General features: G+C 67.6%; 34 protein-coding genes. All 34 read right to left on the bottom strand.

Annotated elements, in window-relative coordinates; all coding sequences use genetic code 11:
• Window positions 1-212: 212 nt before the first annotated feature.
• Entirely contained in the window at window positions 213-326 is a 114-nt protein-coding gene (gene rpmJ / locus ABZS37_RS05620; protein WP_043965539.1) for a 50S ribosomal protein L36, read from the bottom strand.
• A 91-nt stretch (window positions 327-417) separates the two neighbouring features.
• On the bottom strand, window positions 418-639 hold the full coding sequence (infA, locus tag ABZS37_RS05625) for a translation initiation factor IF-1 (protein WP_007073013.1): 222 nt from the start codon (window positions 637-639) through the stop codon (window positions 418-420).
• A 330-nt stretch (window positions 640-969) separates the two neighbouring features.
• Window positions 970-1,557 (bottom strand): DUF1707 domain-containing protein, encoded by a 588-nt coding sequence (locus ABZS37_RS05630; protein ID WP_355165819.1) that lies wholly within the window; start codon window positions 1,555-1,557, stop codon window positions 970-972.
• Between the two features lie 159 nt (window positions 1,558-1,716).
• Entirely contained in the window at window positions 1,717-2,568 is an 852-nt protein-coding gene (map, locus tag ABZS37_RS05635; protein WP_354995031.1) for a type I methionyl aminopeptidase, read from the bottom strand.
• A gap of 87 nt (window positions 2,569-2,655) precedes the next feature.
• The gene (locus ABZS37_RS05640; RefSeq protein WP_354995030.1) at window positions 2,656-3,309 is read right to left on the bottom strand and encodes an adenylate kinase; all 654 of its coding nucleotides are present in this window, start codon (window positions 3,307-3,309) and stop codon (window positions 2,656-2,658) included.
• Complete coding sequence (gene secY, locus ABZS37_RS05645) at window positions 3,310-4,638, bottom strand: preprotein translocase subunit SecY (RefSeq protein ID WP_355165821.1); 1,329 nt, start codon at window positions 4,636-4,638, stop codon at window positions 3,310-3,312.
• A gap of 234 nt (window positions 4,639-4,872) precedes the next feature.
• Window positions 4,873-5,316, bottom strand: coding sequence for a 50S ribosomal protein L15 (gene rplO / locus ABZS37_RS05650; RefSeq protein ID WP_030329906.1), 444 nt, complete (start codon window positions 5,314-5,316; stop codon window positions 4,873-4,875).
• A complete protein-coding gene (gene rpmD, locus ABZS37_RS05655; protein ID WP_354995028.1) occupies window positions 5,316-5,498 on the bottom strand; it encodes a 50S ribosomal protein L30 in 183 nt (60 codons plus the stop codon). Before rpmD ends, rplO begins: the two co-directional genes overlap by 1 nt.
• Window positions 5,498-6,112 (bottom strand): 30S ribosomal protein S5, encoded by a 615-nt coding sequence (gene rpsE, locus ABZS37_RS05660; protein WP_088950231.1) that lies wholly within the window; start codon window positions 6,110-6,112, stop codon window positions 5,498-5,500. Before rpsE ends, rpmD begins: the two co-directional genes overlap by 1 nt.
• A gap of 33 nt (window positions 6,113-6,145) precedes the next feature.
• On the bottom strand, window positions 6,146-6,523 hold the full coding sequence (rplR, locus tag ABZS37_RS05665; protein WP_181518401.1) for a 50S ribosomal protein L18: 378 nt from the start codon (window positions 6,521-6,523) through the stop codon (window positions 6,146-6,148).
• 8 nt (window positions 6,524-6,531) lie between these two features.
• Window positions 6,532-7,074, bottom strand: a complete 543-nt coding sequence (gene rplF / locus ABZS37_RS05670) for a 50S ribosomal protein L6 (protein ID WP_354995027.1) — start codon at window positions 7,072-7,074, stop codon at window positions 6,532-6,534.
• Window positions 7,075-7,090: 16 nt separating this feature from the next.
• A complete protein-coding gene (gene rpsH / locus ABZS37_RS05675) occupies window positions 7,091-7,498 on the bottom strand; it encodes a 30S ribosomal protein S8 (RefSeq protein ID WP_272613586.1) in 408 nt (135 codons plus the stop codon).
• A gap of 116 nt (window positions 7,499-7,614) precedes the next feature.
• Entirely contained in the window at window positions 7,615-7,800 is a 186-nt protein-coding gene (locus ABZS37_RS05680; protein ID WP_272613587.1) for a type Z 30S ribosomal protein S14, read from the bottom strand.
• 1 nt (window position 7,801) lies between these two features.
• Window positions 7,802-8,368 carry a 50S ribosomal protein L5 gene (gene rplE / locus ABZS37_RS05685; protein WP_196919809.1) on the bottom strand — a complete coding sequence of 189 codons (567 nt, stop codon included), beginning with the start codon at window positions 8,366-8,368 and terminating at the stop codon, window positions 7,802-7,804.
• The gene (gene rplX, locus ABZS37_RS05690; protein ID WP_355165823.1) at window positions 8,368-8,688 is read right to left on the bottom strand and encodes a 50S ribosomal protein L24; all 321 of its coding nucleotides are present in this window, start codon (window positions 8,686-8,688) and stop codon (window positions 8,368-8,370) included. Before rplX ends, rplE begins: the two co-directional genes overlap by 1 nt.
• Window positions 8,685-9,053, bottom strand: a complete 369-nt coding sequence (gene rplN, locus ABZS37_RS05695; RefSeq protein ID WP_023358185.1) for a 50S ribosomal protein L14 — start codon at window positions 9,051-9,053, stop codon at window positions 8,685-8,687. The genes rplX and rplN overlap by 4 nt, the downstream gene beginning before the upstream one ends.
• A 96-nt stretch (window positions 9,054-9,149) precedes the next feature.
• Window positions 9,150-9,428 (bottom strand): 30S ribosomal protein S17, encoded by a 279-nt coding sequence (gene rpsQ / locus ABZS37_RS05700; RefSeq protein WP_354995025.1) that lies wholly within the window; start codon window positions 9,426-9,428, stop codon window positions 9,150-9,152.
• Entirely contained in the window at window positions 9,425-9,661 is a 237-nt protein-coding gene (rpmC, locus tag ABZS37_RS05705) for a 50S ribosomal protein L29 (protein ID WP_007465283.1), read from the bottom strand. Before rpmC ends, rpsQ begins: the two co-directional genes overlap by 4 nt.
• Window positions 9,661-10,086, bottom strand: coding sequence for a 50S ribosomal protein L16 (rplP, locus tag ABZS37_RS05710; protein ID WP_053653940.1), 426 nt, complete (start codon window positions 10,084-10,086; stop codon window positions 9,661-9,663). Before rplP ends, rpmC begins: the two co-directional genes overlap by 1 nt.
• Window positions 10,087-10,089: 3 nt before the next feature.
• Window positions 10,090-10,962 carry a 30S ribosomal protein S3 gene (gene rpsC / locus ABZS37_RS05715; protein ID WP_272613589.1) on the bottom strand — a complete coding sequence of 291 codons (873 nt, stop codon included), beginning with the start codon at window positions 10,960-10,962 and terminating at the stop codon, window positions 10,090-10,092.
• Window positions 10,962-11,420, bottom strand: a complete 459-nt coding sequence (rplV, locus tag ABZS37_RS05720) for a 50S ribosomal protein L22 (protein WP_007465297.1) — start codon at window positions 11,418-11,420, stop codon at window positions 10,962-10,964. The genes rpsC and rplV overlap by 1 nt, the downstream gene beginning before the upstream one ends.
• Before the next feature lie 41 nt (window positions 11,421-11,461).
• Window positions 11,462-11,743 (bottom strand): 30S ribosomal protein S19, encoded by a 282-nt coding sequence (rpsS, locus tag ABZS37_RS05725; RefSeq protein WP_007465299.1) that lies wholly within the window; start codon window positions 11,741-11,743, stop codon window positions 11,462-11,464.
• Window positions 11,744-11,755: 12 nt separating this feature from the next.
• Complete coding sequence (gene rplB / locus ABZS37_RS05730) at window positions 11,756-12,595, bottom strand: 50S ribosomal protein L2 (protein WP_355165825.1); 840 nt, start codon at window positions 12,593-12,595, stop codon at window positions 11,756-11,758.
• A 12-nt stretch (window positions 12,596-12,607) separates the two neighbouring features.
• Entirely contained in the window at window positions 12,608-12,910 is a 303-nt protein-coding gene (gene rplW / locus ABZS37_RS05735) for a 50S ribosomal protein L23 (RefSeq protein WP_007465304.1), read from the bottom strand.
• Window positions 12,907-13,557 carry a 50S ribosomal protein L4 gene (gene rplD / locus ABZS37_RS05740; RefSeq protein ID WP_354995023.1) on the bottom strand — a complete coding sequence of 217 codons (651 nt, stop codon included), beginning with the start codon at window positions 13,555-13,557 and terminating at the stop codon, window positions 12,907-12,909. The genes rplW and rplD overlap by 4 nt, the downstream gene beginning before the upstream one ends.
• Entirely contained in the window at window positions 13,554-14,219 is a 666-nt protein-coding gene (rplC, locus tag ABZS37_RS05745; RefSeq protein WP_355165827.1) for a 50S ribosomal protein L3, read from the bottom strand. The genes rplD and rplC overlap by 4 nt, the downstream gene beginning before the upstream one ends.
• Window positions 14,220-14,230: 11 nt before the next feature.
• The gene (gene rpsJ / locus ABZS37_RS05750; protein ID WP_007073037.1) at window positions 14,231-14,539 is read right to left on the bottom strand and encodes a 30S ribosomal protein S10; all 309 of its coding nucleotides are present in this window, start codon (window positions 14,537-14,539) and stop codon (window positions 14,231-14,233) included.
• A gap of 349 nt (window positions 14,540-14,888) precedes the next feature.
• Window positions 14,889-16,082: an elongation factor Tu gene (tuf, locus tag ABZS37_RS05755; protein WP_354995021.1), complete on the bottom strand. Its 1,194-nt coding sequence runs from the start codon at window positions 16,080-16,082 to the stop codon at window positions 14,889-14,891.
• 215 nt (window positions 16,083-16,297) lie between these two features.
• Window positions 16,298-18,394, bottom strand: coding sequence for an elongation factor G (fusA, locus tag ABZS37_RS05760; protein ID WP_355165829.1), 2,097 nt, complete (start codon window positions 18,392-18,394; stop codon window positions 16,298-16,300).
• Window positions 18,395-18,468: 74 nt separating this feature from the next.
• Window positions 18,469-18,939: a 30S ribosomal protein S7 gene (gene rpsG, locus ABZS37_RS05765; protein ID WP_030489583.1), complete on the bottom strand. Its 471-nt coding sequence runs from the start codon at window positions 18,937-18,939 to the stop codon at window positions 18,469-18,471.
• 1 nt (window position 18,940) lies between these two features.
• The gene (gene rpsL / locus ABZS37_RS05770) at window positions 18,941-19,315 is read right to left on the bottom strand and encodes a 30S ribosomal protein S12 (RefSeq protein ID WP_354995019.1); all 375 of its coding nucleotides are present in this window, start codon (window positions 19,313-19,315) and stop codon (window positions 18,941-18,943) included.
• Window positions 19,316-19,812: 497 nt separating this feature from the next.
• On the bottom strand, window positions 19,813-20,193 hold the full coding sequence (locus ABZS37_RS05775; RefSeq protein ID WP_355165919.1) for a hypothetical protein: 381 nt from the start codon (window positions 20,191-20,193) through the stop codon (window positions 19,813-19,815).
• Between the two features lie 549 nt (window positions 20,194-20,742).
• Window positions 20,743-21,111 carry a hypothetical protein gene (locus ABZS37_RS05780; RefSeq protein WP_355165831.1) on the bottom strand — a complete coding sequence of 123 codons (369 nt, stop codon included), beginning with the start codon at window positions 21,109-21,111 and terminating at the stop codon, window positions 20,743-20,745.
• 94 nt (window positions 21,112-21,205) lie between these two features.
• Window positions 21,206-25,096 (bottom strand): DNA-directed RNA polymerase subunit beta', encoded by a 3,891-nt coding sequence (locus tag ABZS37_RS05785; protein ID WP_355165833.1) that lies wholly within the window; start codon window positions 25,094-25,096, stop codon window positions 21,206-21,208.
• Window positions 25,097-25,111 lie beyond the last annotated feature (15 nt).

A 25,111-nucleotide genomic window follows, 5' to 3' on the forward strand; every position in this document is an offset into this window, starting at 1 on the left:
CTACCGGCCGTCCCGTCTTTCCGACGCGGTGAGCGCCGGCGACCGGGATCGGTCGCTGCCCGAGCGGGCCCCGGCCTCCGACCGGGGGTCAGCCACGCAGGAGTACGTCTCGCGTACCGCTCGTGGCTGGGACGAGCATGTGTGATGTGTGTGTCGCTGAGGATCTACCCGGACCAACGCCACCCGGTCGTGCTCCGACCGGACGGGCTGAGTCAGCCCTGGCGCTGCTTGTGGCGCGGGTCGCTGCAGATGACCATGACCCGGCCGTGCCGACGGATAACCCGGCACTTGTTGCAGATCCTCTTGACGCTCGGCTTGACCTTCACGGTTGCCTTACTTCCCATCTGGCCCGGGGACGCGCGATGCGCGAGACCGGACGTCGAAGACGGACACGGGACTTCCCGGCCGTCGTCAGGACTACTTGTAGCGGTAGACGATGCGCCCGCGGGTCAGGTCGTACGGCGAGAGTTCGACGACGACCCGGTCCTCCGGAAGGATGCGGATGTAGTGCTGCCGCATCTTGCCGCTGATGTGAGCCAACACCTTGTGGCCATTCGCGAGCTCCACCCGGAACATGGCGTTCGGCAGGGGCTCGATGACCCGACCCTCGATCTCAATGGCTCCGTCTTTTTTCGGCATGTCCTCCGCTGTCCTGACGTCGATTGCTCCGGGCGGCCCACAACGTCTTACACGGGATCTGACCAAAATCAGAAGCCCGCGCCAGCCGCGGCTCCAGGTCCCGCCGAAGCGCAGGGCGGGCATGCCGGAGTGGACGCTGTGCGCCGATCTGAAAGTGTACGCCCGCCTGCGGGCGGTCGCCAAACCGGCCACCCGCGCGCCGCCGTGGCGGGCGCGGAACTCCGTCCGGAGGACAGATGATCTCGCGGGACCATCGCCGGCCGGTGCGCCCGGTCGTCGGCAGCCAGTTCATTCCGAGAGGGCGACAGTGATCCGAACCACTGTCGGCGGTCAGCCAGCCGGTCGCGGGTCGTCCCGTTCATCCGGCTCGCCGGCGCGCAGCTCGCGCCGGCGTTCCCGCTTCGCCCGCCTGCGCTGCCGCCTGCGCTCCCGCTCGATCGACTGACGCCGGGGCTCTCCCCCGGTCAGCCCCGTGACCGTACGGACCACCAGCACCGCGCCCCACGGCCCTGCCACCCAGGCTGGCCAGAAGTAGAGCAGGTCCTGGCTGAGCAGCGAGGTCACCGCCCAGACGGTCACCACGATGGCGATCACCCTCAGGTACGGCAACCACACCTCGGCCAGCCACCGAGCGGTGACACTGCCCACAGCAGGGACAGGCTGGCCGGCCACAGCGCCCGTCGGCGCACCGACGGCCGGGCTGCCCGGCATCAGCGTCGAACGCTCCGCGGGCGTCACCGGCGGCAGGTCGGTGAGCAGGGTGTCCAGCTCGGCGTACGTACGCGCCGCGTAGGCGCGCTGCACACGCTCGTCGTACTCGTGCAGATCCAGCCGACCCTCGCCGAGGGCAGCCCGCAACCGGTCAGCCGTCGCCTCACGGTCCGCGTCCGCCGCTCGCATCCCGTCGCGTCCGTCCATGCCGGCAAGCATGCCACCCACACGCCCGCAGCGTCCCACCCCGGACCTCCGTTGATCATGAAGTTATTGCCCGGGACAGCGGCGTGTCATGGCAATAACTTCATGATCAACGAGGCTAGGAGCGCGCCGGGGGGCGCGCTCCTAGGGTGGGGTGGGTGGTTAGGGGGCGGTTGAGGCGGCGGGCTGCCGGGCGGTGACCAGGTCGCCCAGTCGGGCTCGGCCCCCGTCGAACGCGGTGAGCACCCAGACCCCGTCCGGCAGCAGAGCCATCGAGTGCTCGACGTGTGCTGCCACCGAGCCGTCCCGGGTGACCACCGTCCAGCCGTCGGCCAGCTCGGACGTACGCGGCGACGCCATCGTGATCATCGGCTCGATGGCCAACGCCATGCCGGTGACCAGTCGTGGGCCCTTGCCCGGCCGCCCGTGGTTGAGCACGTGCGGGTCCTGGTGCATCTCGGTGCCGATGCCGTGCCCGCCGTAGCCGTCGACGATGCCGTACCGGCCGCCCTTACGGACGGCGCTCTCCACCGCGTGCGAGATGTCGGTGAGTCGCCCCTTGCCACTGGCCGCACCGCGTGCGGCGGCGGCGATACCGGCCCACATCGCGTCCTCGGCGACCTCGGCCATCTTCAGCAGCGCCGGGTCGACGTCACCGACCCCGACGGTGATCGCGGCGTCGCCGTGCCAGCCGTCCAGCACCGCACCACAGTCGATGGAGATCAGGTCACCGGCCTGGAGCACCTGCTCCGACGACGGGATGGCGTGCACGACCTGCTCGTTGACCGAGGAGCAGATCGACGCCGGAAAACCGTGGTAGCCCTTGAACGACGGAACGCCACCCGCCTCGCGAATGGTCGACTCGGCGATCGCGTCCAGATCGGCGGTGCTCACACCGGGGGCGACCGCCTCCCGCATCCGGCGCAGCGCCTCGGCCACCACCAGCCCGGCGGACCGCATCTTCTCGATCTGGTCAGGGGTCTTCAGCTGGATGTCCAGCTGGGGACGACGCATGGAGCGATTACCTTTCGTTGCCGAACAGCGGGGCACGTCACGCGTACCCCGCTGTTCGCACTCTATCCGCCGTGGTCCGGCCGGACCTCAGCCGCCGTACGACCGCAGTGCGTCGATGGCCCGGGTGGTGACGTCCTCCACCGGGCCGGTGGCGTCGATCCCGACCAACTTGCCCTGAGCGCCGTAGTAGTCGACCAGGGGTGCGGTCTTCTCGCTGTACTCACGAAGCCGGGTCGCGATCGTCTCCGGCTTGTCATCGTCGCGCTGGAACAGCTCGGCGCCGCACCGGTCACAGATGCCCGTCCGGGTGGTGGCGTCGAACTCGACGTGCCAGATCTTGCCGCAACCCCGGCAGGTACGCCGACCGGAGAGACGCCGGATGACCTCGTCGTCGTCGACCACCAGCTCCAGGACCAGATCCAGGGCGGTGCCCAGATCGGCGAGGAGCTTGTCCAGGGCGGCAGCCTGCGGAGTGGTCCGCGGGAACCCGTCGAGCAGGAAACCCTCGCTGGCGTCGGGCTCGGCCAGCCGGTCCCGGACCATGTTGATGGTGACCTCGTCCGGAACCAGCTCGCCAGCGTCCATGTACCGCTTCGCCTCGACACCGAGCGGCGTGCCCTGGGTGACGTTCGATCGGAAGATGTCTCCGGTCGAGATCTTGGGCACCGACAGGTGTGCGGCGACGAACTCGGCCTGCGTGCCCTTGCCCGCGCCCGGCGGGCCAACCAGAACGAGTCTCATCTACCGCAGGAACCCTTCGTAGTTCCGCTGCATGAGTTGGCTCTCGATCTGCTTCACGGTCTCCAGACCGACGCCGACCATGATGAGCACAGCGGTGCCGCCGAACGGGAAGTTCTGGTACTGCTGGTTGTCCAGCCAGATGAAGAAGAAGTTCGGCAGGATCGAGATGACACCCAGGTAGAGCGCGCCCGGCAGGGTGATCCGGCTGAGGATGAAGTCCAGGTAGTCGGCGGTCGGCTTGCCCGGGCGGATGCCCGGCACGAACCCGCCGTACTTCTTCATGTTGTCCGCGACCTCGGTCGGGTTGAACGTGATCGAGACGTAGAAGTACGTGAAGAAGATGATCAGCAGGAAGTAGACCGAGATGTAGATCGGGCTACTCGGGTTGACCAGGTTGTTCTGGATCCACGCCTGGGTCTTGCCCGGGTCGGTCTGGTCGAAGAACTGCAGAGCCAACTGCGGCAGGTAGAGCAGCGACGAACCGAAGATGACCGGGATCACACCCGCCTGGTTGACCTTCAGCGGGATGTAGGTCGAGGTGCCGCCGTACATCCGCCGGCCGATCATCCGCTTGGCGTACTGCACCGGGACCCGGCGCTGCGCCTGCTCGATGAAGGTGACCGCGGTGATGACCACCAGCACCAGCGCGATGACCAGGGCGAACATGCCCCAGCCCTTGCTGGTCTTGATCTGCCAACCCTCGCTGGGCAGCCGGGCCGCGATCGAGGTGAAGATCAGGACGGACATGCCGTTGCCGACGCCCCGGTCGGTGATCAGCTCACCGAGCCACATGACCATGCCGGTGCCGGCGGTCATCGTCATCACCAGGATGCCGAGGGTCAGCCAGTCCGGGATGCCGGTGCCGGTGGGAATGATCGGGAACTGGTCGCAGCGGTTCTGGAACAGCTGCCCAGAGCGGGCCAGGGCCACGAACGCCGAGGCCTGCAGCACACCGAGACCAAGGGTCAGGTAGCGGGTGTACTGGGTAATCTTCGCCTGGCCGGCCTGGCCCTCCTTGCGGAGCTGCTCGAGGCGCGGGATCACGACGGTCAGCAGCTGCAGAATGATCGACGCGGTGATGTAGGGCATGATGCCCAGCGCGAAGACCGAGAGCTGTAGCAGCGCTCCGCCGGAGAAGAGGTTGAGCAGGTTCAGCACCCCGGTGGTCTCACCCTGGATGCTGTCGAGGCACTTCTGCACGTTGCCGTACGAGACGCCCGGGCTGGGGAGCGTGGCACCCAGCCGGTAGACCGCGATGATGCCTACTGTGAACAGCAGCTTCTTGCGCAGGTCAGGCGTACGAAACGCACTGAGAAAGGCGGACAGCAACTTCTTCCTCCTGCGCGAGGCGGGCCGCCGGTGATCCCTGGCGGGTCGGGGTGGATCACGGGCGAGTGCCCGCAATCCATGGCTGGGATGGGACTCTAACAGCACCACCCCGGTCCGGGCAGATGCGCCCGACTACATAAATCGATTCCGATATTACCGGGCGATCGAGGCCCAGGTAGACCATGGCGCCCGCCAGTTGCTCACAACTGGACGGGCGCCATGGGGTGGTACGCCTTACAGCTCGGTGACGGAGCCACCGGCGGCGGCGATCTTCTCCTTGGCCGACGCGCTGAACGCGTGCGCCGACACCTGGAGCGCCACTCCGCCGAGGTCCCCGGTGCCGAGAACCTTGACCGGGTGACCCTTGCGGACCGCGCCGGACTCAACGAGCTCCAGCGGGCCAACCTGGCCGCCGTTCGGGAACAGCTCAGCGAGTCGGTCCAGGTTGACCACCTGGAAGACCACCTTGAACTTGTTCTTGAAGCCCTTCATCTTCGGCAGGCGCATGTGGATGGGCATCTGCCCACCCTCGAACGCCGCCGAGATGTTCTTGCGGGCCTTGGAACCCTTGGTACCGCGACCGGCGGTCTTGCCCTTGGAACCCTCACCGCGACCCACGCGGGTCTTCGCGGTCTTGGAACCGGGCGCCGGGCGCAGGTGGTGCACCTTGATCGTCATTACTCGACCTCCTCGACCTTCACGAGGTGGTTGACCGTGAAGATCATGCCGCGGATCTCGGGCCGGTCTTCCTTGACCACCACGTCGTTGATCCGCTTGAGACCGAGCGAACGCAGCGAATTACGCTGGTTCTGCTTGGTCCCGATAACGGACCGGAGCTGGGTGACCTTCAGACGTGCCATCAGCGCGCCACCCCCGCACGCGACGCCAGCATGGCGGCCGGCGCGACGTCCTCCACCGGCAGGCCACGACGCGCCGCGACCTGCTCGGGGGATTCAAGCCCCTTCAGGGCCGCCACGGTGGCGTGCACGATGTTGATCGGGTTCGACGAGCCGAGGCTCTTGGAGAGCACGTCGTGGATCCCGGCGCACTCCAGCACGGCGCGAACCGGACCACCGGCGATGACACCCGTACCGGCCGAGGCCGGCTTGAGCAGCACCACTCCAGCGGCGTCCTCACCCGTGATCGGGTGCGGGATCGACTGGCCGATACGCGGCACCTTGAAGAAGTGCTTCTTGGCCTCCTCGACGCCCTTGGCGATGGCCGCGGGCACCTCCTTGGCCTTTCCGTAGCCCACGCCGACCGTGCCGTCGCCGTCGCCAACGATCACCAGGGCGGTGAAGCTGAAGCGACGACCACCCTTCACGACCTTGGCGACGCGGTTGATCGCGACGACCCGCTCAAGGTGCGGGGTCTTCTCGACGGGCGCGTTTCCGCGGCCGCCCTCACGGCGGTTGTCGCGGCGACCACCCTCGTTGCCACCGGACCCGCCGCCACGGCGCTGTTGACCTGGCATCAGCAGCCTTCCTTATCTCTCGTGACGGGGTTGTTAGAACTCGAGCCCGGCTTCGCGGGCGGCATCGGCAAGCGCGGCGACTCGCCCCGCGTACCGGTTGCCACCGCGGTCGAAGACGACCTTGGAGACGCCGGCGGCCTTGGCCCGCTCGGCGAGCAGTGCGCCCACCTTGCCGGCAAGGGCGCTCTTGTCGCCCTCCGCACCGCGCAGCGAGGCGTCCAGGGTCGACGCCGACGCCAGGGTGTGACCCTTGGTGTCGTCGACGACCTGGGCGACCATGTGCCGCAGCGAACGGGTGACGACCAGGCGCGGACGCTCGGCCGTACCACTGACGTTCTTGCGGACGCGGAAGTGCCGACGCGCACGCCCAACGGCGCGCTTGGCGGCGACGCCGCGGCGGCGCTTGAGCAGCGTGGCGCTCACTTCTTACCTGCCTTTCCAGCCTTGCGGCGGATGACCTCGCCCTGGTACTTGACGCCCTTGCCCTTGTAGGGCTCCGGCGGGCGGATCTTCCGGATGTTGGCGGCGACCTCACCGACCTGCTGCTTGTCGATGCCAGCCACGTGGAACAGGGTCGGCCGCTCCACCGTGAAGGTGATGCCCGCCGGGGCGGGAACGATCACCGGGTGCGAGAACCCGAGCGCGAACTCAAGGTCCGAACCCTTGGCGGTGACCCGGTAACCGGTGCCGGCGATCTCCAGGCTCTTGCGGTAGCCCTCGGTGACCCCGACGATCATGTTGGCAACCAGCGTACGGCTCAGGCCGTGGAGTTCCTTGGCCTTGCGCTCGTCGTTCGGCCGGTTGACGCTCAGCTGCCCATCCTCGGCCCGCTCGATCTTGATCGGCTCGGCGAGGGTGTGCTGGAGCTGGCCCTTGGGGCCCTTGACCTTGACGGTCTGCCCGTCGATCGTGATGTCGACGCCGGCTGGTACCGGGATCGACTTACGTCCAATTCGCGACATTTCTACCTGTCTCCCGTTACCAGACGAAGGCGAGGACTTCCCCGCCAACACTCCGCTTGCGGGCCTGCCGGTCGGTCAGCAGCCCCTGGGACGTCGAAATGATCGCCACGCCCAGCCCACCGAGCACCCGCGGGAGCCCGTCCGACTTGGCGTACACCCGGAGACCGGGCTTGGACACGCGCTTGATGCCGGCCAGGCTCCGCTCGCGGCTCTGGCCGTACTTCAGCTCGACGACCAGTCGCTTGCCGACGGCGCCCTCCTCGGGCTCCTCGACCGACCAGGTTGCGATGTAACCCTCGGCCTTCAGGACCTCGGCGATGTTCGCCTTGATCTTGGAGTAGGGCATCTTCACCTGATCGTGGTACGCCTGGTTGGCGTTACGCAGACGCGTGAGCATGTCTGCGATCGGGTCGGTCATCGTCATGGATTTCGTCAGCCTTTCTCGCCGGGGTTCCCGGGGCATCAGCCCCGGGCCTACGGCGAAGAGCAATACCTAATCGGTGCAGGAGTTCCCGGCCGACGGCCGGGACGCGGTCGCCCTTACCAGGAAGCCTTGGACACGCCCGGCAGCTCACCACGGTGAGCCATCTCCCGGATGCAGATCCGGCAGAGCCCGAACTTGCGGTAGACCGCCTTCGGACGCCCGCACCGCTGGCAGCGGGTGTACGCGCGAACCGAGAACTTCGGCTTCGCGGCCGCCTTGATGATCAGCGCCTTCTTGGCCATCTCAGTTCTCCTTGAACGGGAAGCCCAGGAGCTTGAGCAGCGCCCGGCCCTCGTCGTCGGTCGTGGCGGTCGTGACCACCGTGATGTCCATGCCCCGCTGGCGATCGATCCGGTCCTGGTCGATCTCGTGGAACACGGACTGCTCGGTCAGACCGAACGTGTAGTTGCCGTGCCCGTCCAGCTTGCGCCCGTCGAGGCCGCGGAAGTCGCGGATACGCGGCAGCGCGATGGAGAGCAGCCGGTCCATGAACTCCCACATCCGGTCGCCACGAAGGGTGACCTTCGCGCCGATCGGCATGCCCTCGCGGAGCTTGAACTGCGCGATGGACTTGGTCGCCCGCCGCACCTGCGGCTTCTGGCCGGTGATCGTGGCGAGGTCGCGGACCGCGCCGTCGATCAGCTTGGCGTCGCGAGCAGCCTCGCCGACACCCATGTTGACGACGATCTTGACCAGCCGCGGCACCTGCATGGGGTTGCCGTAGCTGTGCTGCTCACGCAGCTGGGCCACGATCTCGTTGCGGTACCGCTCCTTGAGGCGCGGCAGGGTCTTTTCGGTAGCCGTGGTCATCACAGGTCCTTACCGGTGCTACGCGCGATGCGGACCTTCTGGCCGTTGTCGTCGAAGCGGTAACCGACACGGGTCGGCTTGCCGTCGGAGTCCAGGACCTGCACGTTCGAGACGTGGATCGGGGCCTCCTGAGTGACGATGCCGCCGGTCTTGGCGCCACGCTGGGTGGTGCTGATGCGGGTGTGCTTCTTGACCCGGTTCACGCCCTCGACCAGGACCTTGTCCTGCCGCGGGTAGGCCATGATGACCTTGCCCTTGGCACCCTTGTCCTTACCGGCGATGATGACGACCGTGTCGCCCTTCTTGACCTTCACGGTCACAACACCTCCGGCGCGAGGGAAATGATCTTCATGAACCGCTTGTCCCGCAGCTCCCGGCCCACCGGGCCGAAGATGCGGGTACCGCGCGGGTCCCCGCCGTCCTTGATGATGACGGCGGCGTTCTCGTCGAAGCGGATGTACGAGCCGTCCGGCCGCCGCCTCTCCTTGGCCGTGCGAACGATGACCGCCTTGACGACGTCGCCCTTCTTCACGCCGGCACCCGGGATCGCGTCCTTGACCGTGGCCACGATGACGTCGCCGATGCTCGCGTAGCGCCGACCGGAGCCACCGAGAACCCGGATGCAGAGGATCTCCCGAGCACCCGTGTTGTCGGCGACGCGCAGTCGCGACTCCTGCTGAATCACGTCTATCTCCTATGTCTGCCGGTTCTCCGGCCGCCGGAGCGGCCGGAGCCTGGCGGAACCTACGCCCGACGCAACGCCGGGCAGGTCGAGCCTTCGCTACTTGGCCTTTTCCTGGATCTCCACGATCCGCCAACGCTTGGTGGCGCTCAGCGGCCGGGTCTCCATGATCAGGACCCGGTCGCCGATGCCGGCGGCGTTCTGCTCGTCGTGCACCTTCAGCTTGCGAGTACGGCGCATGATCTTGCCGTACAGCGCGTGCCGAACCCGGTCCTCGACCTCGACAACGATGGTCTTGTCCATCTTGTCGCTGACCACCAGGCCCTCACGGACCTTGCGGCGGGACCGCGCGGCGGCGGTGGCGGTGTCTTCGGTCATGATGCAGTCACCTCAGTCGGCGCGGCCGAGAGCCCCAGCTCACGCTCACGCATGATCGTGTAGATCCGGGCGATCTCCCGACGGATGACCTGCAACCGCCGGTTGTTGTCCAGCTGCCCGGTTGCGGCCTGTACGCGGAGGTTGAACAGCTCCGCCTTGGCCTCCCGCAGCTTCGTGACCAGCTCCTCTTCGGAGAGCTCACGCAGCTCGGTCGCCTTAACGCCCGCTGCCATCAGGATTCACCCACTTCGCGCGTAACAATGCGGCACTTCATCGGGAGCTTGTGGATCGCGCGACGCATAGCCTCTCGCGCGGTCTGCTCGTTGGGGAAGGACATCTCGAAGAGAACCCGCCCCGGCTTGACGTTGGCGACCCACCACTCGGGCGAGCCCTTACCGGAACCCATCCGGGTCTCGGCAGGCTTCTTGGTGAGGGCCTGGTCCGGGAAGATCGTGATCCAGACCTTGCCACCACGCTTGATGTGACGAGTCATCGCGATACGCGCCGACTCGATCTGGCGGTTGGTCACGTACGCCGGCTCGAGAGCCTGGATCCCGAACTCGCCGAACACCACCCGGTTACCACCCTTGGACGCGCCACTGCGGTCCGGGTGGTGCGGCTTGCGGAAGCCCTTCGGGGGCTTGCGCGGCATCAGCATCTGTCAGCCCTCCTGCTGCGTCTCTGCCGGAGCGGAAGCCGTGGCGGCGACAGCTGCGCTGTCGACCGGCTCGCCGCTCGGCGTCTCGGCCTGCTGCGCGATGGTGGTCGCAGCAGCCCGGCCGGCCTCGGTGCCACCAGCCGTGGTGCCGGACGAACCGGACCGGCCACGGCGCGGACGCTCGGGACGGTCGCCGCGCTCACCACGACGCGGGCGGGACGGACCGGCCTCTGCCGGAGTCTCCCGGCCCATGACGGCGTCGCCCTTGTAGATCCAGACCTTCACACCGATCCGGCCGAACGTGGTACGGGCCTCGAAGAAGCCGTACTCGATGTTGGCCCGCAGCGTGTGCAGCGGAACCCGGCCCTCACGGTAGAACTCGGTCCGGCTCATCTCGGCGCCGCCGAGGCGACCCGAGACCTGAACCCGGATGCCCTTGCAGACCGGGTTCTTCATGGCCGACTGCATGGCCTTGCGCATCGCCCGACGGAAGCTGACCCGGCTGGACAGCTGCTCGGCCACGCCCTGCGCAACGAGCTGAGCGTCCGACTCGGGGTTCTTCACCTCGATGATGTTCAGCTGAACCTGCTTGCCGGTGAGCTTCTCAAGCTCGCCGCGGATCCGGTCGGCCTCCGCACCCTTACGGCCGATGACGATGCCCGGCCGGGCGGTGTGGATGTCGACCCGAACCCGGTCGCGGGTGCGCTCGATGTCGACCTTGGAAATCCCGGCGCGCTCCAGGCCCTTGGACATCATGCGGCGGATCTTTACATCCTCGCCGATGTAGTCCTTGTAGAGCTTGTCCGCGAACCAGCGGGACTTCCAGTCGGTCGAGATGCCGAGCCGGAACCCAGTGGGGTGAACCTTCTGACCCATTACTCGGCGTCCTCCGTCTTGCTCTGCGCTTCGGCCGGTGCGGCCTCCGTGGCCGGGGCGGCCTTCTTCGCCGCGGCCTTCCTCGGCGCCGCCGGCGCGACCGCTTCGACCGCCACGGTGATGTGGCAGGTGCGCTTGCGGATGCGGTACGCCCGACCCTGCGCCCGCGGCTGGAACCGCTTCATCGTCGGGCCCTCGTCCACGAAGGCCTCGCTGACGAGCAGCGCGTCGGGGTCCAGCCGCTCGTTGTTCTCCGCGTTGGCGATCGCGCTAGCGAGCACCTTGTACACCTGCTCGCTCGCAGCCTGCGGCGCGAACTGCAGCACCGTGAGCGCCTCCTTCGCGGGCAGGCCGCGGACGAGGTTGACCACCCGGCGCGCCTTCATCGGCGAGATGCGCACGTGCCGCGCAACCGCCCGCGCGCCCGGAAGCACCGGAGCGTCGCCCTTTCCTGGCATCGCTGTAACCCCTTGTTCCCTCTATCCGTATGCCCGCGGCGTCAGCGCCGACGGCTCTTCCGGTCGTCCTTCTCGTGACCCTTGAACGTGCGGGTCAGCGCGAACTCGCCGAGCTTGTGCCCGACCATCGCCTCGGTCACGAACACCGGGACGTGCTTGCGTCCGTCATGCACGGCGATCGTGTGCCCGAGCATCTCGGGGATGATCGTCGAGCGCCGCGACCAGGTCTTGATCACGTTCTTCGAGCCCTTGTCGTTCTGTACTTCCACCTTCTTGAGCAGGTGGTCGTCTACGAACGGGCCCTTCTTCAGGCTGCGAGGCATGTCTTATCTCCCTCAGCCGCGCTTACGCGTGGCGTAGCGGCGGCGGACGATCATCCGGTCACTCGGCTGGCCCTTACGACGGGTGCGGCCCTCGGGCTTACCCTGCGGGTTGACCGGGTGGCGACCACCGGAGGTCTTACCCTCACCACCACCGTGCGGGTGGTCGACCGGGTTCATGGCGACACCACGGACGGTCGGGCGCTTGCCCTTCCACCGCATACGGCCGGCCTTGCCCCAGTTGATGTTCGACTGGTCGGCGTTGCCGATCTCGCCGACGCTGGCGCGGCAGCGCACGTCCACGCGCCGGATCTCGCCGGACGGCATACGCAGGGTCGCGTACGCCCCCTCGCGGCCGAGCAGCTGGATGCCGACACCGGCGGACCGGGCCAGCTTGGCCCCGCCACCCGGACGCAGCTCCACGTTGTGGATCGTGGTACCAACCGGGATGTTGCGCAGCGGCAGGTTGTTACCCGGCTTGATGTCGGCGCCCGGGCCGGACTCGATGCGGTCGCCCTGCTTCATGTCCTTCGGCGCGATGATGTACCGCTTCTCGCCGTCGGCGTAGTGCAGCAGCGCGATGCGCGCCGTGCGGTTCGGGTCGTACTCGATGTGAGCGACCTTCGCCGGCACGCCGTCCTTGTCGACCCGCTTGAAGTCGATCAGACGGTACTGGCGCTTGTGACCGCCGCCGTGGTGCCGCGTGGTGATCCGGCCGTGGGCGTTACGCCCGCCCTTCTTCGGCAGCGGAACCACCAGCGACTTCTCCGGCGTGGACCGGGTGATCTCGGCGAAGTCAGCGACACTGGAGCCACGTCGGCCCGGCGTCGTCGGCTTGTATTTACGGATAGCCATTGTCTACACCCCTCAGCTGACCGGGCCGCCGAAGGCCTCGATGCGGTCACCGTCAGCCAGCTTCACGATCGCCCGCTTGGTCGCCTTACGCTGACCGAAACCGGTCTTGGTGCGCTTGCGCTTACCCTGGCGGTTGAGCGTGTTGACCGTCAGGACGCGGACGTTGAAGATCTGCTGGATAGCGATCTTGATCTCGGTCTTGTTCGCGTCCGGGTGCACCAGGAAGGTGTACCAGTTCCGGTTCAGCTCGCTGTAGCTCTTCTCCGAGACGACCGGCGCCACGATGATGTCGCGCGGGTCGGCGATCGTGCTCACTTGCCACCCTCCTCGGTGGTCTCGGCGGGCACGCCCAGGAACTCGTCCAGGGCGTCCTTGGTGAAGACCACATCGTCGGCCACCAGCACGTCGTACGTGTTCAGCTGGCCGGACTCGATCAGGTGCACCCGCGGCTCGTTGCGCAGTGACACCCAGTTCAGCTCGTCGGTGCTGCTCAGCACGACCAGGACCCGACGGGCCTCGGTGAGCTTGGTCAGCGTGGCCAGGGCCGCCTTGGTCGACGGCTTCTCGCCCGAGACGAACGCCTCGACGACGTGCACCTGGCTGGCGCGGGCCCGGTCGGAGAGGGCACCACGCAGCGCGGCGGCCTTCATCTTCTTCGGGGTCCGCTGGCTGTAGTCACGCGGTACGGGACCGTGCACCACGCCACCGCCGGCGAACTGCGGCGCGCGGATCGAGCCCTGCCGGGCGCGACCGGTGCCCTTCTGCTTGTACGGCTTCTTGCCGCCACCGGCGACCTCGCCGCGGGTCTTGACCTTGTGCGTGCCCTGTCGGGCCGCCGCGAGCTGGGCCACCACGACCTGGTGCATCAGCGCGACGTTGGCCTGCACGTCGAAGATGTCCGCCGGCAGCTCGACCGAGCTGCTGGTGGTGCCTTCGACGGTGCGTACGTCAACGGTGGTCACTTGGCCGCACCGCCCTTCTTCACCTTGCTCTTCGCCGCGGTACGGACCAGAACCAGCGCGCCCTTGGGACCAGGAATGGCACCCCGAACGAGCAGCAGGTTCTTCTCGGTGTCGACCGCCTGGACGGTGAGGTTCTGCACGGTGTACCGCACGCCACCCATCCGGCCGGCCATCCGGGTGCCCTTGAAGACACGACCCGGAGTGGCGCAGGCGCCGATGGAGCCGGGCGAACGGTGCTTACGCTCGACACCGTGGCCCGCGCCCAGACCGTGGAAGCCGTGCCGCTTCATCGGACCGGCGTAACCCTTGCCCTTGGTCTTGCCCGTGACGTCGATGGTGACGCCGGCCGGGAACTCGTCGACAGTGACTTCCTGGCCGAGCGAGTATTCCCCAGCGTTCGTGGTGCGCAGCTCGACGATGTGCCGGCGCGGCGCCACGTCCGCCTTGGCGTAGTGCCCGCTGATCGGCTTCTTGACCTTGCGCGGGTCGATGGTGCCGTACGCCAGCTGGACCGCTGAGTAACCGTCCTTCTCGGCGCTACGAACCTGGCTGATGACGCACGGGCCGGCCTCGACCACGGTCACGGGAACAACACGGTTGTTGTCCCAGACCTGGGTCATGCCGAGCTTGGCGCCCAGGATCCCCTTGACTTGCCTGTCCATTTGTCCGGTCCCTACAGCTTGATCTCGATGTCGACGCCAGCCGGCAGGTCGAGGCGCATGAGCGAGTCGACCGTCTTCGGGGTCGGGTCGATGATGTCGATCAGCCGCTTGTGCGTGCGCATCTCGAAGTGCTCGCGCGAGTCCTTGTACTTGTGCGGCGAGCGGATAACGCAGAAACGGTTGATCTCCGTGGGCAGCGGCACCGGGCCCGCGACCTGCGCCCCGGTGCGCGTCACCGTCTCGACGATCTTCCGAGCCGAGGAGTCGACGACCTCGTGGTCATAGGCCTTGAGCCGGATGCGGATCTTCTGTCCCGCCATGGTGGCTTCTGTTCCTTCTCTCGATGCCGCTGTGTTGCGGGCGCCTGCACCGGCTGGCACAGGCCCACTTCGCCGACCCCCGCGGTCGGGCGTGTCGCGCCCTCGGGCCGGGCTCCGCCCCGTGGTTCCGGAGTGGTGCTGACCGCGCGGGGGTCAAGGCGCCGATCGCATTACCGCGACCTGAACGCCGTGCGAGGGTGGTTGGCGACTGGGCCGCCAACCACCCTACGCTCGACGGTGCCATCACCTGGAGGTTCAGCGAAAGCCGAACACAGGCGACGAACTGTCGTTACGCAACCTGACTAGTATGCCGCACGACTGGCGGCCGGTCTAATCGGGGTTACCTAGCTCACTTGGAGATCTTGGTGACGAACCCGGCGCCGACGGTACGGCCACCCTCGCGGATCGCGAACTTGAGGTTCTCCTCCATGGCGATGGGCTGGATCAGCTTCACCGACATGGTGGTGTTGTCACCCGGCATGACCATCTCGGTGCCCTCGGGGAGGGTGACGACACCGGTGACGTCCGTGGTCCGGAAGTAGAACTGCGGACGGTAGTTCTGGAAGAACGGGGTGTGCCGGCCGCCCTCCTCCTTGGAGAGGATGTAGACCGTCGCCTCGAACTCCGTGTGTGGGGTGTTCGAGCCCGGCTTCACGACGACCATGCCGCGCTCGACCTCGTCGCGCTTGGTGCCACGCAGCAGCAGGCCGACGTTCTCGCCTGCGCGGGCGTCGTCCAGGGTCTTCCGGAACATCTCGATCGCGGTGACCTTGGTCTTGAAGCTCTTCTCCTTGATACCGACGAGCTCGACATCCTCGTTCGGCAGGAGAACGCCGCGCTCCACGCGACCGGTGACGACGGTGCCACGACCAGTGATCGTGAAAACGTCCTCAACCGGCATCAGGAACGGCTTGTCGATCTCGCGCTCCGGCTGCGGGATCGAGGTGTCGACCGCGGTCATCAGGTCCAGCAGCTTGCCGGTCCACTCGGGGTCACCCTCGAGGGCCTTCAGCGCCGAAACCCGAACGACCGGCAGGTCGTCACCCGGGTACTCCTGCGAGGAGAGCAGCTCACGGACCTCGAGCTCGACGAGCTCCAGGAGCTCCTCGTCATCGACCATGTCGCTCTTGTTGAGCGCCACGACGATGTACGGCACGCCAACCTGACGGGCCAGCAGCACGTGCTCGCGGGTCTGCGGCATCGGGCCATCGGTCGCCGCGACCACCAGGATCGCGCCGTCCATCTGCGCGGCACCGGTGATCATGTTCTTGATGTAGTCCGCGTGCCCGGGGCAGTCGACGTGCGCGTAGTGCCGCGACTCGGTCTGGTACTCGACGTGCGCGATAGAGATCGTGATGCCGCGGGCCTTCTCCTCCGGCGCCTTGTCGATCTCGTCGAACGGCGTGTAAGGGTTCAGGTCCGGGAACTGGTCGTGCAGGACTTTGGTGATGGCCGCCGTCAGCGTCGTCTTACCGTGGTCGATGTGACCAATGGTGCCGATGTTGACGTGCGGCTTAGTCCGCTCGAACTTCGCCTTCGCCACTGGTGTCCTCCTGTGGACTTCTTGGTTCGTACGCCCGGCGCGCCGGTCGGCGCTTAGGACTCTGTCGACAGCCTTTCCGGCCTGACGGCCGGAGAGTCTCTTTGTGGGTTCTGCGGCGATGAAGCCTACAGGCCCGGTCTCACGCGATCCGATCGTGGTGGCCGCGGGCGGGTGAACCCTCCCGCGACCAACCACGAATCACCTGCTCGGGGAAGTTACTCGCCCGTTGCCTTGGCGATGATCTCCTTCGCGACGCTCTGCGGAACCTCGGCGTAGGAGTCGAACTGCATGCTGTAGCTAGCCCGGCCCTGGGTCTTCGACCGCAGGTCGCCGACGTAGCCGAACATCTCCGACAACGGCACCAGAGCCTTCACGATGCGGGCGCCACTGCGCTCCTCCATCGCCTGGATGATGCCGCGGCGGGAGTTGAGGTCACCGATGACGTCACCCATGTTCTCCTCAGGAGTGGTGACTTCAACGGCCATCATCGGCTCAAGCAGTGCGGGATCGGCCTTGCGGGCCGCGTCCTTCATCACCATCGAGCCGGCGATCTTGAATGCCATTTCCGACGAGTCAACCTCGTGGTACTGGCCGTCCAGCAGGGTCAGCTTCACACCGACCAGCGGGAAGCCCGCGAGGATGCCGTACTGCAGTGCGTCCTGCGCGCCGGCGTCCACCGAGGGGATGAACTCCCGGGGGATACGGCCGCCACTGACGGCGTTGGCGAACTCGTAGGTCGGCGAGTCGTTGTCCAGCGGCAGCGGCTCGACGCTCACGATCACGCGGGCGTACTGGCCGGAACCACCGGTCTGCTTCTTGTGGGTGTACTCGACCTTGTCCACCTTGCGGCGGATGGTCTCGCGGTACGCCACCTGCGGCTTGCCGACGTTGGCCTCGACGTTGAACTCGCGGCGCATCCGGTCGACCAGGATGTCCAGGTGCAGCTCGCCCATGCCGGAGATGACCGTCTGACCGGTCTCCTCGTCCAGACGGACGCGGAAGGTCGGGTCCTCCTCGGCCAGCCGCTGGATCGCGGTGCCGAGCTTCTCCTGGTCGGACTTGGTCTTCGGCTCGATCGCCACCGAGATGACCGGCTCCGGGAAGGTCATCGACTCCAGGATCACCGGGTTCGCCGGGTCGGAAAGCGTGTCGCCGGTGGTGGTCTGCTTGAGACCCTGGACGGCGATGATGTCGCCGGCCTGCGCCGACGGACGCTCTTCCCGCTTGTTGGCGTGCATCTGGTAGATCTTGCCGATCCGCTCCTTGCGGTCCTTGGTGGAGTTGACCACCTGGGAGCCGGACTCGAGCAGGCCGGAGTAGACCCGGACGTAGGTGAGCTTGCCGAGGTGCTTGTCCGTCTGGATCTTGAAGGCCAGGCCGGCGAAGGGCTCCGACTTGGACGGCTTCCGGATCAGCGGGGTCTCGCCGTCGGTGGCCGTACCCTCGATCGCCGGAACGTCCAGCGGCGACGGCAGGAAGTCGACCACGGCGTCGAGCATGGGCTGAACGCCCTTGTTCTTGAACGCCGAGCCGCAGAGCACCGGGTTGGCCTTGCCGGCGATGGTGGCACGCCGGATGGCGGCCTTGATCTCCTCGGCGGAGATCTCCTCGCCCTCCAGGTACTTCTCCATCACCGCGTCGTCGACGTCAGCGAGGGTCTCCAGCAGCTTCTCGCGCCACTCGGCCGCGGAGTCGGCCAGGTCGGCCGGGATCTCCTCGATCGCGTAGTCGTCACCCTTCTGGGTCTCCCCACGCCAGGTGAGAGCGCGCATGCCGATCAGGTCGACGACACCGATGTGGTCGCCCTCGAGCCCGATCGGGATCTGGAGCACCAGCGGGGTGGCGTTCAGCCGGTCGATCATCATCTGCACGCAGCGGAAGAAGTCGGCGCCAGTCCGGTCGAGCTTGTTGACGAAGCACATGCGCGGGACGTTGTACTTGTCGGCCTGCCGCCAGACGTTCTCCGTCTGCGGCTCCACGCCGGCAACACCGTCGTAGACCGCGACCGCACCATCCAGGACCCGCAGCGACCGCTCGACCTCGACCGTGAAATCGACGTGGCCAGGCGTGTCGATGATCTGGATCGTGTGGCCCTTCCACTCACACTTGGTAGCAGCGGAGGTGATGGTGATACCACGCTCCTGCTCCTGCTCCATCCAGTCCATGACGGCAGCGCCCTCGTGGACCTCACCGATCTTGTACGTGATGCCGGTGTAGAAGAGGATTCGCTCGGTGGTCGTGGTCTTACCGGCATCGATGTGCGCCATGATGCCGATGTTGCGTACGTTGGCGAGCGCGTCTGCGGCGGCCACTTCAATCCCTACTTATCGTCGTCTCGACTCAACTGGTGGCGGTTCCGGCGCCCGTGGGCGCCGGAACCAGGGTGTTACCAGCGGTAGTGCGCGAAGGCCTTGTTCGACTCGGCCATCTTGTGCGTGTCCTCGCGCCGCTTGACGGCGGCACCGAGGCCGTTGCTCGCGTCCAGCAGCTCGTTCATCAGCCGCTCGACCATGGTCTTCTCCCGCCGAGCGCGGGAGTAGGTGACCAGCCAGCGCAGGCCCAGGGTGGTCGCCCGGGTCGGGCGGACCTCGACCGGAACCTGGTAGGTGGCGCCACCGACACGACGGCTGCGCACCTCGAGGGTCGGCTTGACGTTGTCCATCGCCCGCTTGAGGGTGACGACGGGGTCGGTGCCGGACTTCTCGCGGCAGCCCTCAAGGGCCGCGTACACGATGGTCTCGGCGAGCTGGCGCTTGCCGCGCAGCAGGATCTTGTTTACCAGCTGGGTGACCAGCGGCGAGTTGTACACCGGGTCAGCGACCAGTGGCCGCCGCGGAGCGGGTCCTTTACGCGGCATGTCAGCTCTTCTCCTTCTTGGCGCCGTAACGGCTGCGCGCCTGCTTGCGGTTGCGGACACCCTGGGTGTCCAGCGAACCGCGAACGATCTTGTAACGCACGCCGGGGAGGTCCTTCACCCGGCCGCCGCGAACGAGCACGATCGAGTGCTCCTGCAGGTTGTGACCGACACCCGGGATGTAGGCGGTCACCTCGATCTGGCTGCTGAGCTTCACACGAGCGACCTTGCGCAGCGCTGAGTTCGGCTTCTTGGGGGTGGTGGTGTACACGCGGGTGCACACGCCGCGCCGCTGAGGGGAACCCTTCAGCGCCGGGGTCTTGGTCTTACTCGTCTTTGCCTTGCGGCCCTTTCGGACCAGCTGCTGGATCGTGGGCACCGGGTTTCTCCGCTCCCTTCGGCCGCATTCGCGGCCGCGCCGTCTGCTCGTTAGCCGGCCTGATGACCGGCTCTCCTACATTCCGACCAGGGCCACCTTGCGGAGGCCCCGGCACCCGCGGTCGGGCGTGTCGCCCTCATCACGGTCCCGTTGCGGACGCTCTCGCGTGCAACCGGGTGTCTGTCACCGGTGCGCGGGTCGCCCCGCCCCGGATCCTTGTCTTGTCGTGCCGCCGTCCGATCTCCGGAAACAGCGCACGCACGAGTTGCCCGGGCATGCCCGGGCACAAGGGGGAAGAGTACCTACCACAACCGCCCAGGTCAAAACGCAATCGCCCGGCGACCGTCTCACACCCGCCGGCCGGATCTCGCCCTGCCCCGTCGCCCGCGATGGGCACCTACGAGCACAAGTGTACCGGCTTCCCCTCGGGACCACCCGTCGCCCCCGGGGCGGGTGCCGGGAACCGCGTCAGGTGGCGGATCGGATGGTGGCCGGCCTCACGTCAGGGCGAGAAGCAGCGCCAGGCCCAGGCCCACAAGGCTGAGCAGCGCCCCCACCGCGCCACAGCTGATCCCGGCCACCGCCAGCCCTCGGCCGGTGAACCGGACCGCGGAGGGCGCGGTCGACCTGCGGATCTGCCGTTGGCCGAGCAGGCCGGCGACGACCGCCGCCAGGCCGGCCAGTACGGCGAGCGCGGCGAACGCTCCGGAAGCCCAGGCCCCGCCCTCGTCCACGAAGGCCACCCCGAAGCAGATCACCAGCAGTGAGACCAGGACCGACGCGACCCCGGCCACCAGCGCACCGATGGCCAGCCCGGAGGTGACCGGCGCCACGTCCAGGTGCACGACGCCGAACGGCGTACCGGGCACCATCTCCACCCGCTTCGGCGGCCGGCGTTGGTCGTCGGTGGGCGGTGGCACCGGATGCCCCGGCGCGGCACCCCAGCCGGGGGCATGGCCCGGCGCCGAAGGGCCCCACCCGGGCGGCATGCCAGCCCCGGAGGACGGCGGGCCCCACCCGGGCGGCATGCCAGCCCCGGAGGACGGCGGGCCCCACCCGGGCGGCATGCCAGCCCCGGACGACGGCGGGCCCCACCCCGGCGGCGGGGTCTGCGCTCCGGAGACCGGGTACGGCTGCGCGGAGTCAGGCGGGGTTGTCGCACCCCAGCCGGGGTGCGGCGCGGAAGGTGGCGGCCCGCCCCAACCCGGCGTGGACGCGGGTGGGTGCGGCTCGCTGCTCGGGCCTGGCCGTGCCCAGCCACTCGGCTCGGACGGCGCGTCCGGATGGCCGGCCGGTTCGTCCGCAGGGGGCCGGGCCGGTTCCGTCACGAGGTCCTCCTGTCGAAAGGCCGCCACCGCCACACGGCGACACCGGCCAGGCTACCGCCGAGAGTGCCGCCGCCCGCGCCGGGCGCGGCCACGGATGGCTCAGTCCATGTTCGCCGGGTAATCGTGGCCGAACGGCGCACCGGCCAACCGAACCACCCCGATGACCACCGCGGCCACCACACTGACCGCGGCCAACACCAGGCCGGTCCAGGCCATCCGCTCCCCCTGTCGCAGCCAGGCGCTCCCGGTGAGGAAACCCCCCGAGGCGTACGCCTCACGGCGCGCCTGCCGGGCCAGTTGCAGTGCCACCGTCGCCGGCACCACCCCACCGATGAACAGCCCGGTCAGCAGGCCGAGCAGCCCCAGCGCGATAACCGCCCGCACCTTCGTGGCGCGGGCCGGATCCGGGTCCAGCGGGTGGCGCAGGCCCTGCTGCGCGACTGCCACCTGCCCGGGTGCGGTCGTCATCCCCCCATCATGCCGAACTCGGGCCGGGGGTGGGCCGGTCCGGACACGACGAGGCCCCCGGCATCCGCCGGGGGCCTCGTCGTGTGATTGGTGCTTAGCGGTACGACCCGAAGTCGAAGTCGTCCAGCGGCACAGCCTGCCCGCTGGCCGGCCCGAACCCGTAGTCGGTCTCCGGGTAGCCGGTCATCGAGTAGACCTTGGCCTTGGCCTCCTCGGTCGGCTCCACCCGGACGTTGCGGTACTTGCTGATGCCCGTACCGGCCGGGATGAGCTTGCCGATGATCACGTTCTCCTTGAGGCCGACCAGCGAGTCGCTGCGCGAGTTGATCGCAGCGTCGGTCAGCACCCGGGTGGTCTCCTGGAAGGAGGCCGCCGAGAGCCAGGAGTCGGTGGCCAACGAGGCCTTGGTGATACCCATCAGCACCGGACGACCAGCGGCGGGCTCGCCGCCCTCCGAGACGAGCCGGCGGTTCTCCGACTCGAACAGCGCCCGGTCGACCAGCACGCCCGGCAGGAACTCGGTCGAGCCGGAGTCGATGACCGTCACCCGCTTGAGCATCTGGCGGATGATGATCTCGATGTGCTTGTCGTGGATGAGCACACCCTGCGAGCGGTAGACCTCCTGGACCTCACTGGTCAGGTGGACCTGGACCGCCCGCGGACCCATGATCCGCAGAAGCTCGTGCGGGTCGATGGTGCCCTCGGTCAGCTTCTCGCCGACCGCGACGTGGCCGCCGTCGTGGGTCCGGAGCTTGACCCGCTTCGAGATCTTGTCGTAGACGATCTCTTCGCTGCCGTCGTCCGGAACCACGATGATCTTGCGGGACCGCTCGCCGTCCTCGATCCGGATCCGGCCGGGGGTGTCGGCGATGGGCGCCTTACCCTTCGGGACCCGAGCCTCGAAGATTTCCTGGACACGCGGCAGACCCTGGGTGATGTCCTCACCCGCGACACCACCGGTGTGGAAGGTACGCATCGTCAGCTGCGTACCGGGCTCACCGATGGACTGGGCGGCGATGATGCCGACCGCCTCGCCGATGTCGACCGACTTGCCGGTCGGCAGCGACCGGCCGTAGCAGGCCGCGCAGACACCCAGCTTGGACTCGCAGGTGAGCACGCTGCGCACCCGGACCGTCTCCACGCCGGCGGCGACGATCTTGTCGACCCCGATGGAGTTGAGGTCCTGACCGCGCTCGGCCACCACGGTGCCGTCCGGCCCCTTGATGTCGTCGGCCAGGGTCCGGGCGTGCACGCTGGTCTCGGCGTGGGTGTGGACGACGAGCTTGCCGTCCAGCTTCTCGCCGATCTGCATCGGGATCGCCCGGTCGGTGCCGCAGTCCTCTTCACGGATGATGACGTCCTGCGAGACGTCCACCAGACGACGGGTCAGGTAACCCGAGTCGGCGGTCCGCAGCGCGGTGTCGGCAAGACCCTTACGGGCACCGTGCGTGGAGATGAAGTACTCCAGCACGGACAGACCCTCCCGGTAGCTGGCCTTGATCGGCCGCGGGATGATCTCGCCCTTCGGGTTTGCCACCAGACCACGGATCGCCGCGATCTGCCGGAGCTGGAGCAGGTTACCGCGGGCACCCGAGTGGATCATCTTCCACAGTGGGTTCTCCTGCGGCAGCGCGGTGTCCATCTCCTTGGCGACCTCGTTGGTCGCCTTGGTCCAGATCTCGATGAGTTCGCCGCGACGCTCCTCGGCGGTCATCAGACCACGCTGGTACTGCTTGTCGATCCGGTCGGCTTCCTTCTCGTACTTCGCCAGGATCTCCGCCTTGCGCGGCGGAGCGATGACGTCCTCCATGCCGATCGTCACGCCGGACCAGGTGGCCCAGTGGAAACCGGCCTCCTTGAGCCCGTCCAGGGTGGCGGCCAGCGCCACCTTGGGGAAGCGCTCGGCGAGGTCGTTGACGATCGCGGAGAGCTGACCCTTGCGGATCTCGTAGTTCACGAAGCGGTAGCCCTGCGGCAGCGTCTCGTTGAACAGCACCCGACCCAGGGTCGTGTCCACGGTCAGCGCGTCACCCTCGACCCAGCCTTCCGGGGCGGTCCACTGCTCGGCACCGGCGCCGTTGTCGACCTCGGTCACGCCGCGCAGGCGGATCTTCACCAGCGCCTGCAGGTGCAGCTCGCCGTTGTCGAAGGCCATCCGGGCCTCGGCGTCCGAGCTGAACGCCCGGCCCTCACCCTTCTTCTCACCGGCGATGCGGTGGGTGAGGTGGTAGAGACCGATGACCATGTCCTGGGTGGGCATGGTGACCGGCTTACCGTCGGCCGGCTTGAGGATGTTGTTCGACGACAGCATCAGGATGCGTGCCTCGGCCTGGGCCTCGGCGGACAGCGGCACGTGCACCGCCATCTGGTCACCGTCGAAGTCGGCGTTGAACGCCGTGCAGACCAGCGGGTGGATCTGGATCGCCTTGCCCTCGACCAGCTGCGGCTCGAAGGCCTGGATGCCCAGGCGGTGCAGGGTCGGCGCCCGGTTGAGCAGCACCGGGTGCTCGCCGATGACCTCTTCCAGCACGTCCCACACGACCGGGCGCTGACGCTCGACCATCCGCTTGGCGGACTTGATGTTCTGCGCGTGGTTCAGGTCGACCAGCCGCTTCATGACGAACGGCTTGAACAGCTCCAGCGCCATCTGCTTGGGCAGACCACACTGGTGCAGCTTGAGCTTCGGGCCGACCACGATGACCGAACGGCCGGAGTAGTCGACGCGCTTGCCCAGCAGGTTCTGGCGGAACCGGCCCTGCTTGCCCTTGAGCATGTCGGACAGCGACTTGAGCGGGCGGTTACCCGGACCGGTGACCGGCCGGCCGCGACGGCCGTTGTCGAACAGTGCGTCGACGGCCTCCTGGAGCATCCGCTTCTCGTTGTTGACGATGATCTCGGGAGCCCCGAGGTCGATCAGCCGCTTGAGGCGGTTGTTCCGGTTGATCACGCGGCGGTACAGGTCGTTCAGGTCCGAGGTCGCGAACCGGCCACCGTCGAGCTGCACCATCGGGCGCAGGTCCGGCGGGATGACCGGGACGCAGTCCAACACCATGCCGAGCGGCGAGTTGCGGGTGTTCAGGAACGCCGCCACGACCTTGAGCCGCTTGAGCGCCCGGATCTTCCGCTGGCCCTTGCCGGACCGGATGGTCTCCCGCAGGCTCTCGGCCTCGGCGTCGAGGTCCATGTTCTGGACCAGCGCCTTGATCGCCTCGGCGCCCATGGAACCGGTGAAGTACTCACCGAACCGGTCGCGCAGCTCGCGGTAGAGCAGCTCGTCGGTGACCAGCTGCTTCGGCTCCAGCTTGCGGAAGGTGTCCAGCACCTCGTCCAGGCGGTCGATCTCGCGCTGGGCCCGGTCGCGGATCTGGCGCATTTCGCGCTCTCCGCCCTCCTTGACCTTGCGCCGGACGTCCGCCTTGGCACCCTCGGCCTCCAGCTCGGCCAGGTCGGCCTCGAGCTTGGCGGCGCGCTTCTCGATCTCTGAGTCGCGGCTGTTCTCGGACTGCCGCTTCTCGGCGAGGATCTCGTTCTCGATCGTCGAGAGGTCACGGTGACGCGACTCCGCGTCCACGCTCGTCACGACGTACGAGGCGAAGTAGATGATCTTTTCGAGGTCCTTGGGGGCGAGGTCCAGCAGGTAGCCCAGCCGGCTCGGAACGCCCTTGAAGTACCAGATGTGGGTCACCGGAGCGGCGAGCTCGATGTGCCCCATCCGCTCACGACGGACCTTGGAGCGAGTCACCTCGACGCCGCAGCGCTCACAGATGATGCCCTTGAACCGGACGCGCTTGTACTTACCGCAGTAGCACTCCCAGTCCCGCTGCGGACCGAAGATCTTCTCGCAGAAGAGCCCGTCCTTCTCCGGCTTCAGGGTGCGGTAGTTGATCGTCTCAGGCTTCTTGACCTCGCCGTGCGACCACTGACGGATGTCGTCGGCGGTGGCGAGACCAATGCGCAGCTCGTCGAAGAAGTTGACGTCGAGCACTATGTCCCCTATGTC

Origin of the sequence: Micromonospora sp. NPDC005413 (assembly GCF_040606435.1) — a bacterium.
Taxonomy (GTDB): Bacteria; Actinomycetota; Actinomycetes; order Mycobacteriales; family Micromonosporaceae; genus Micromonospora.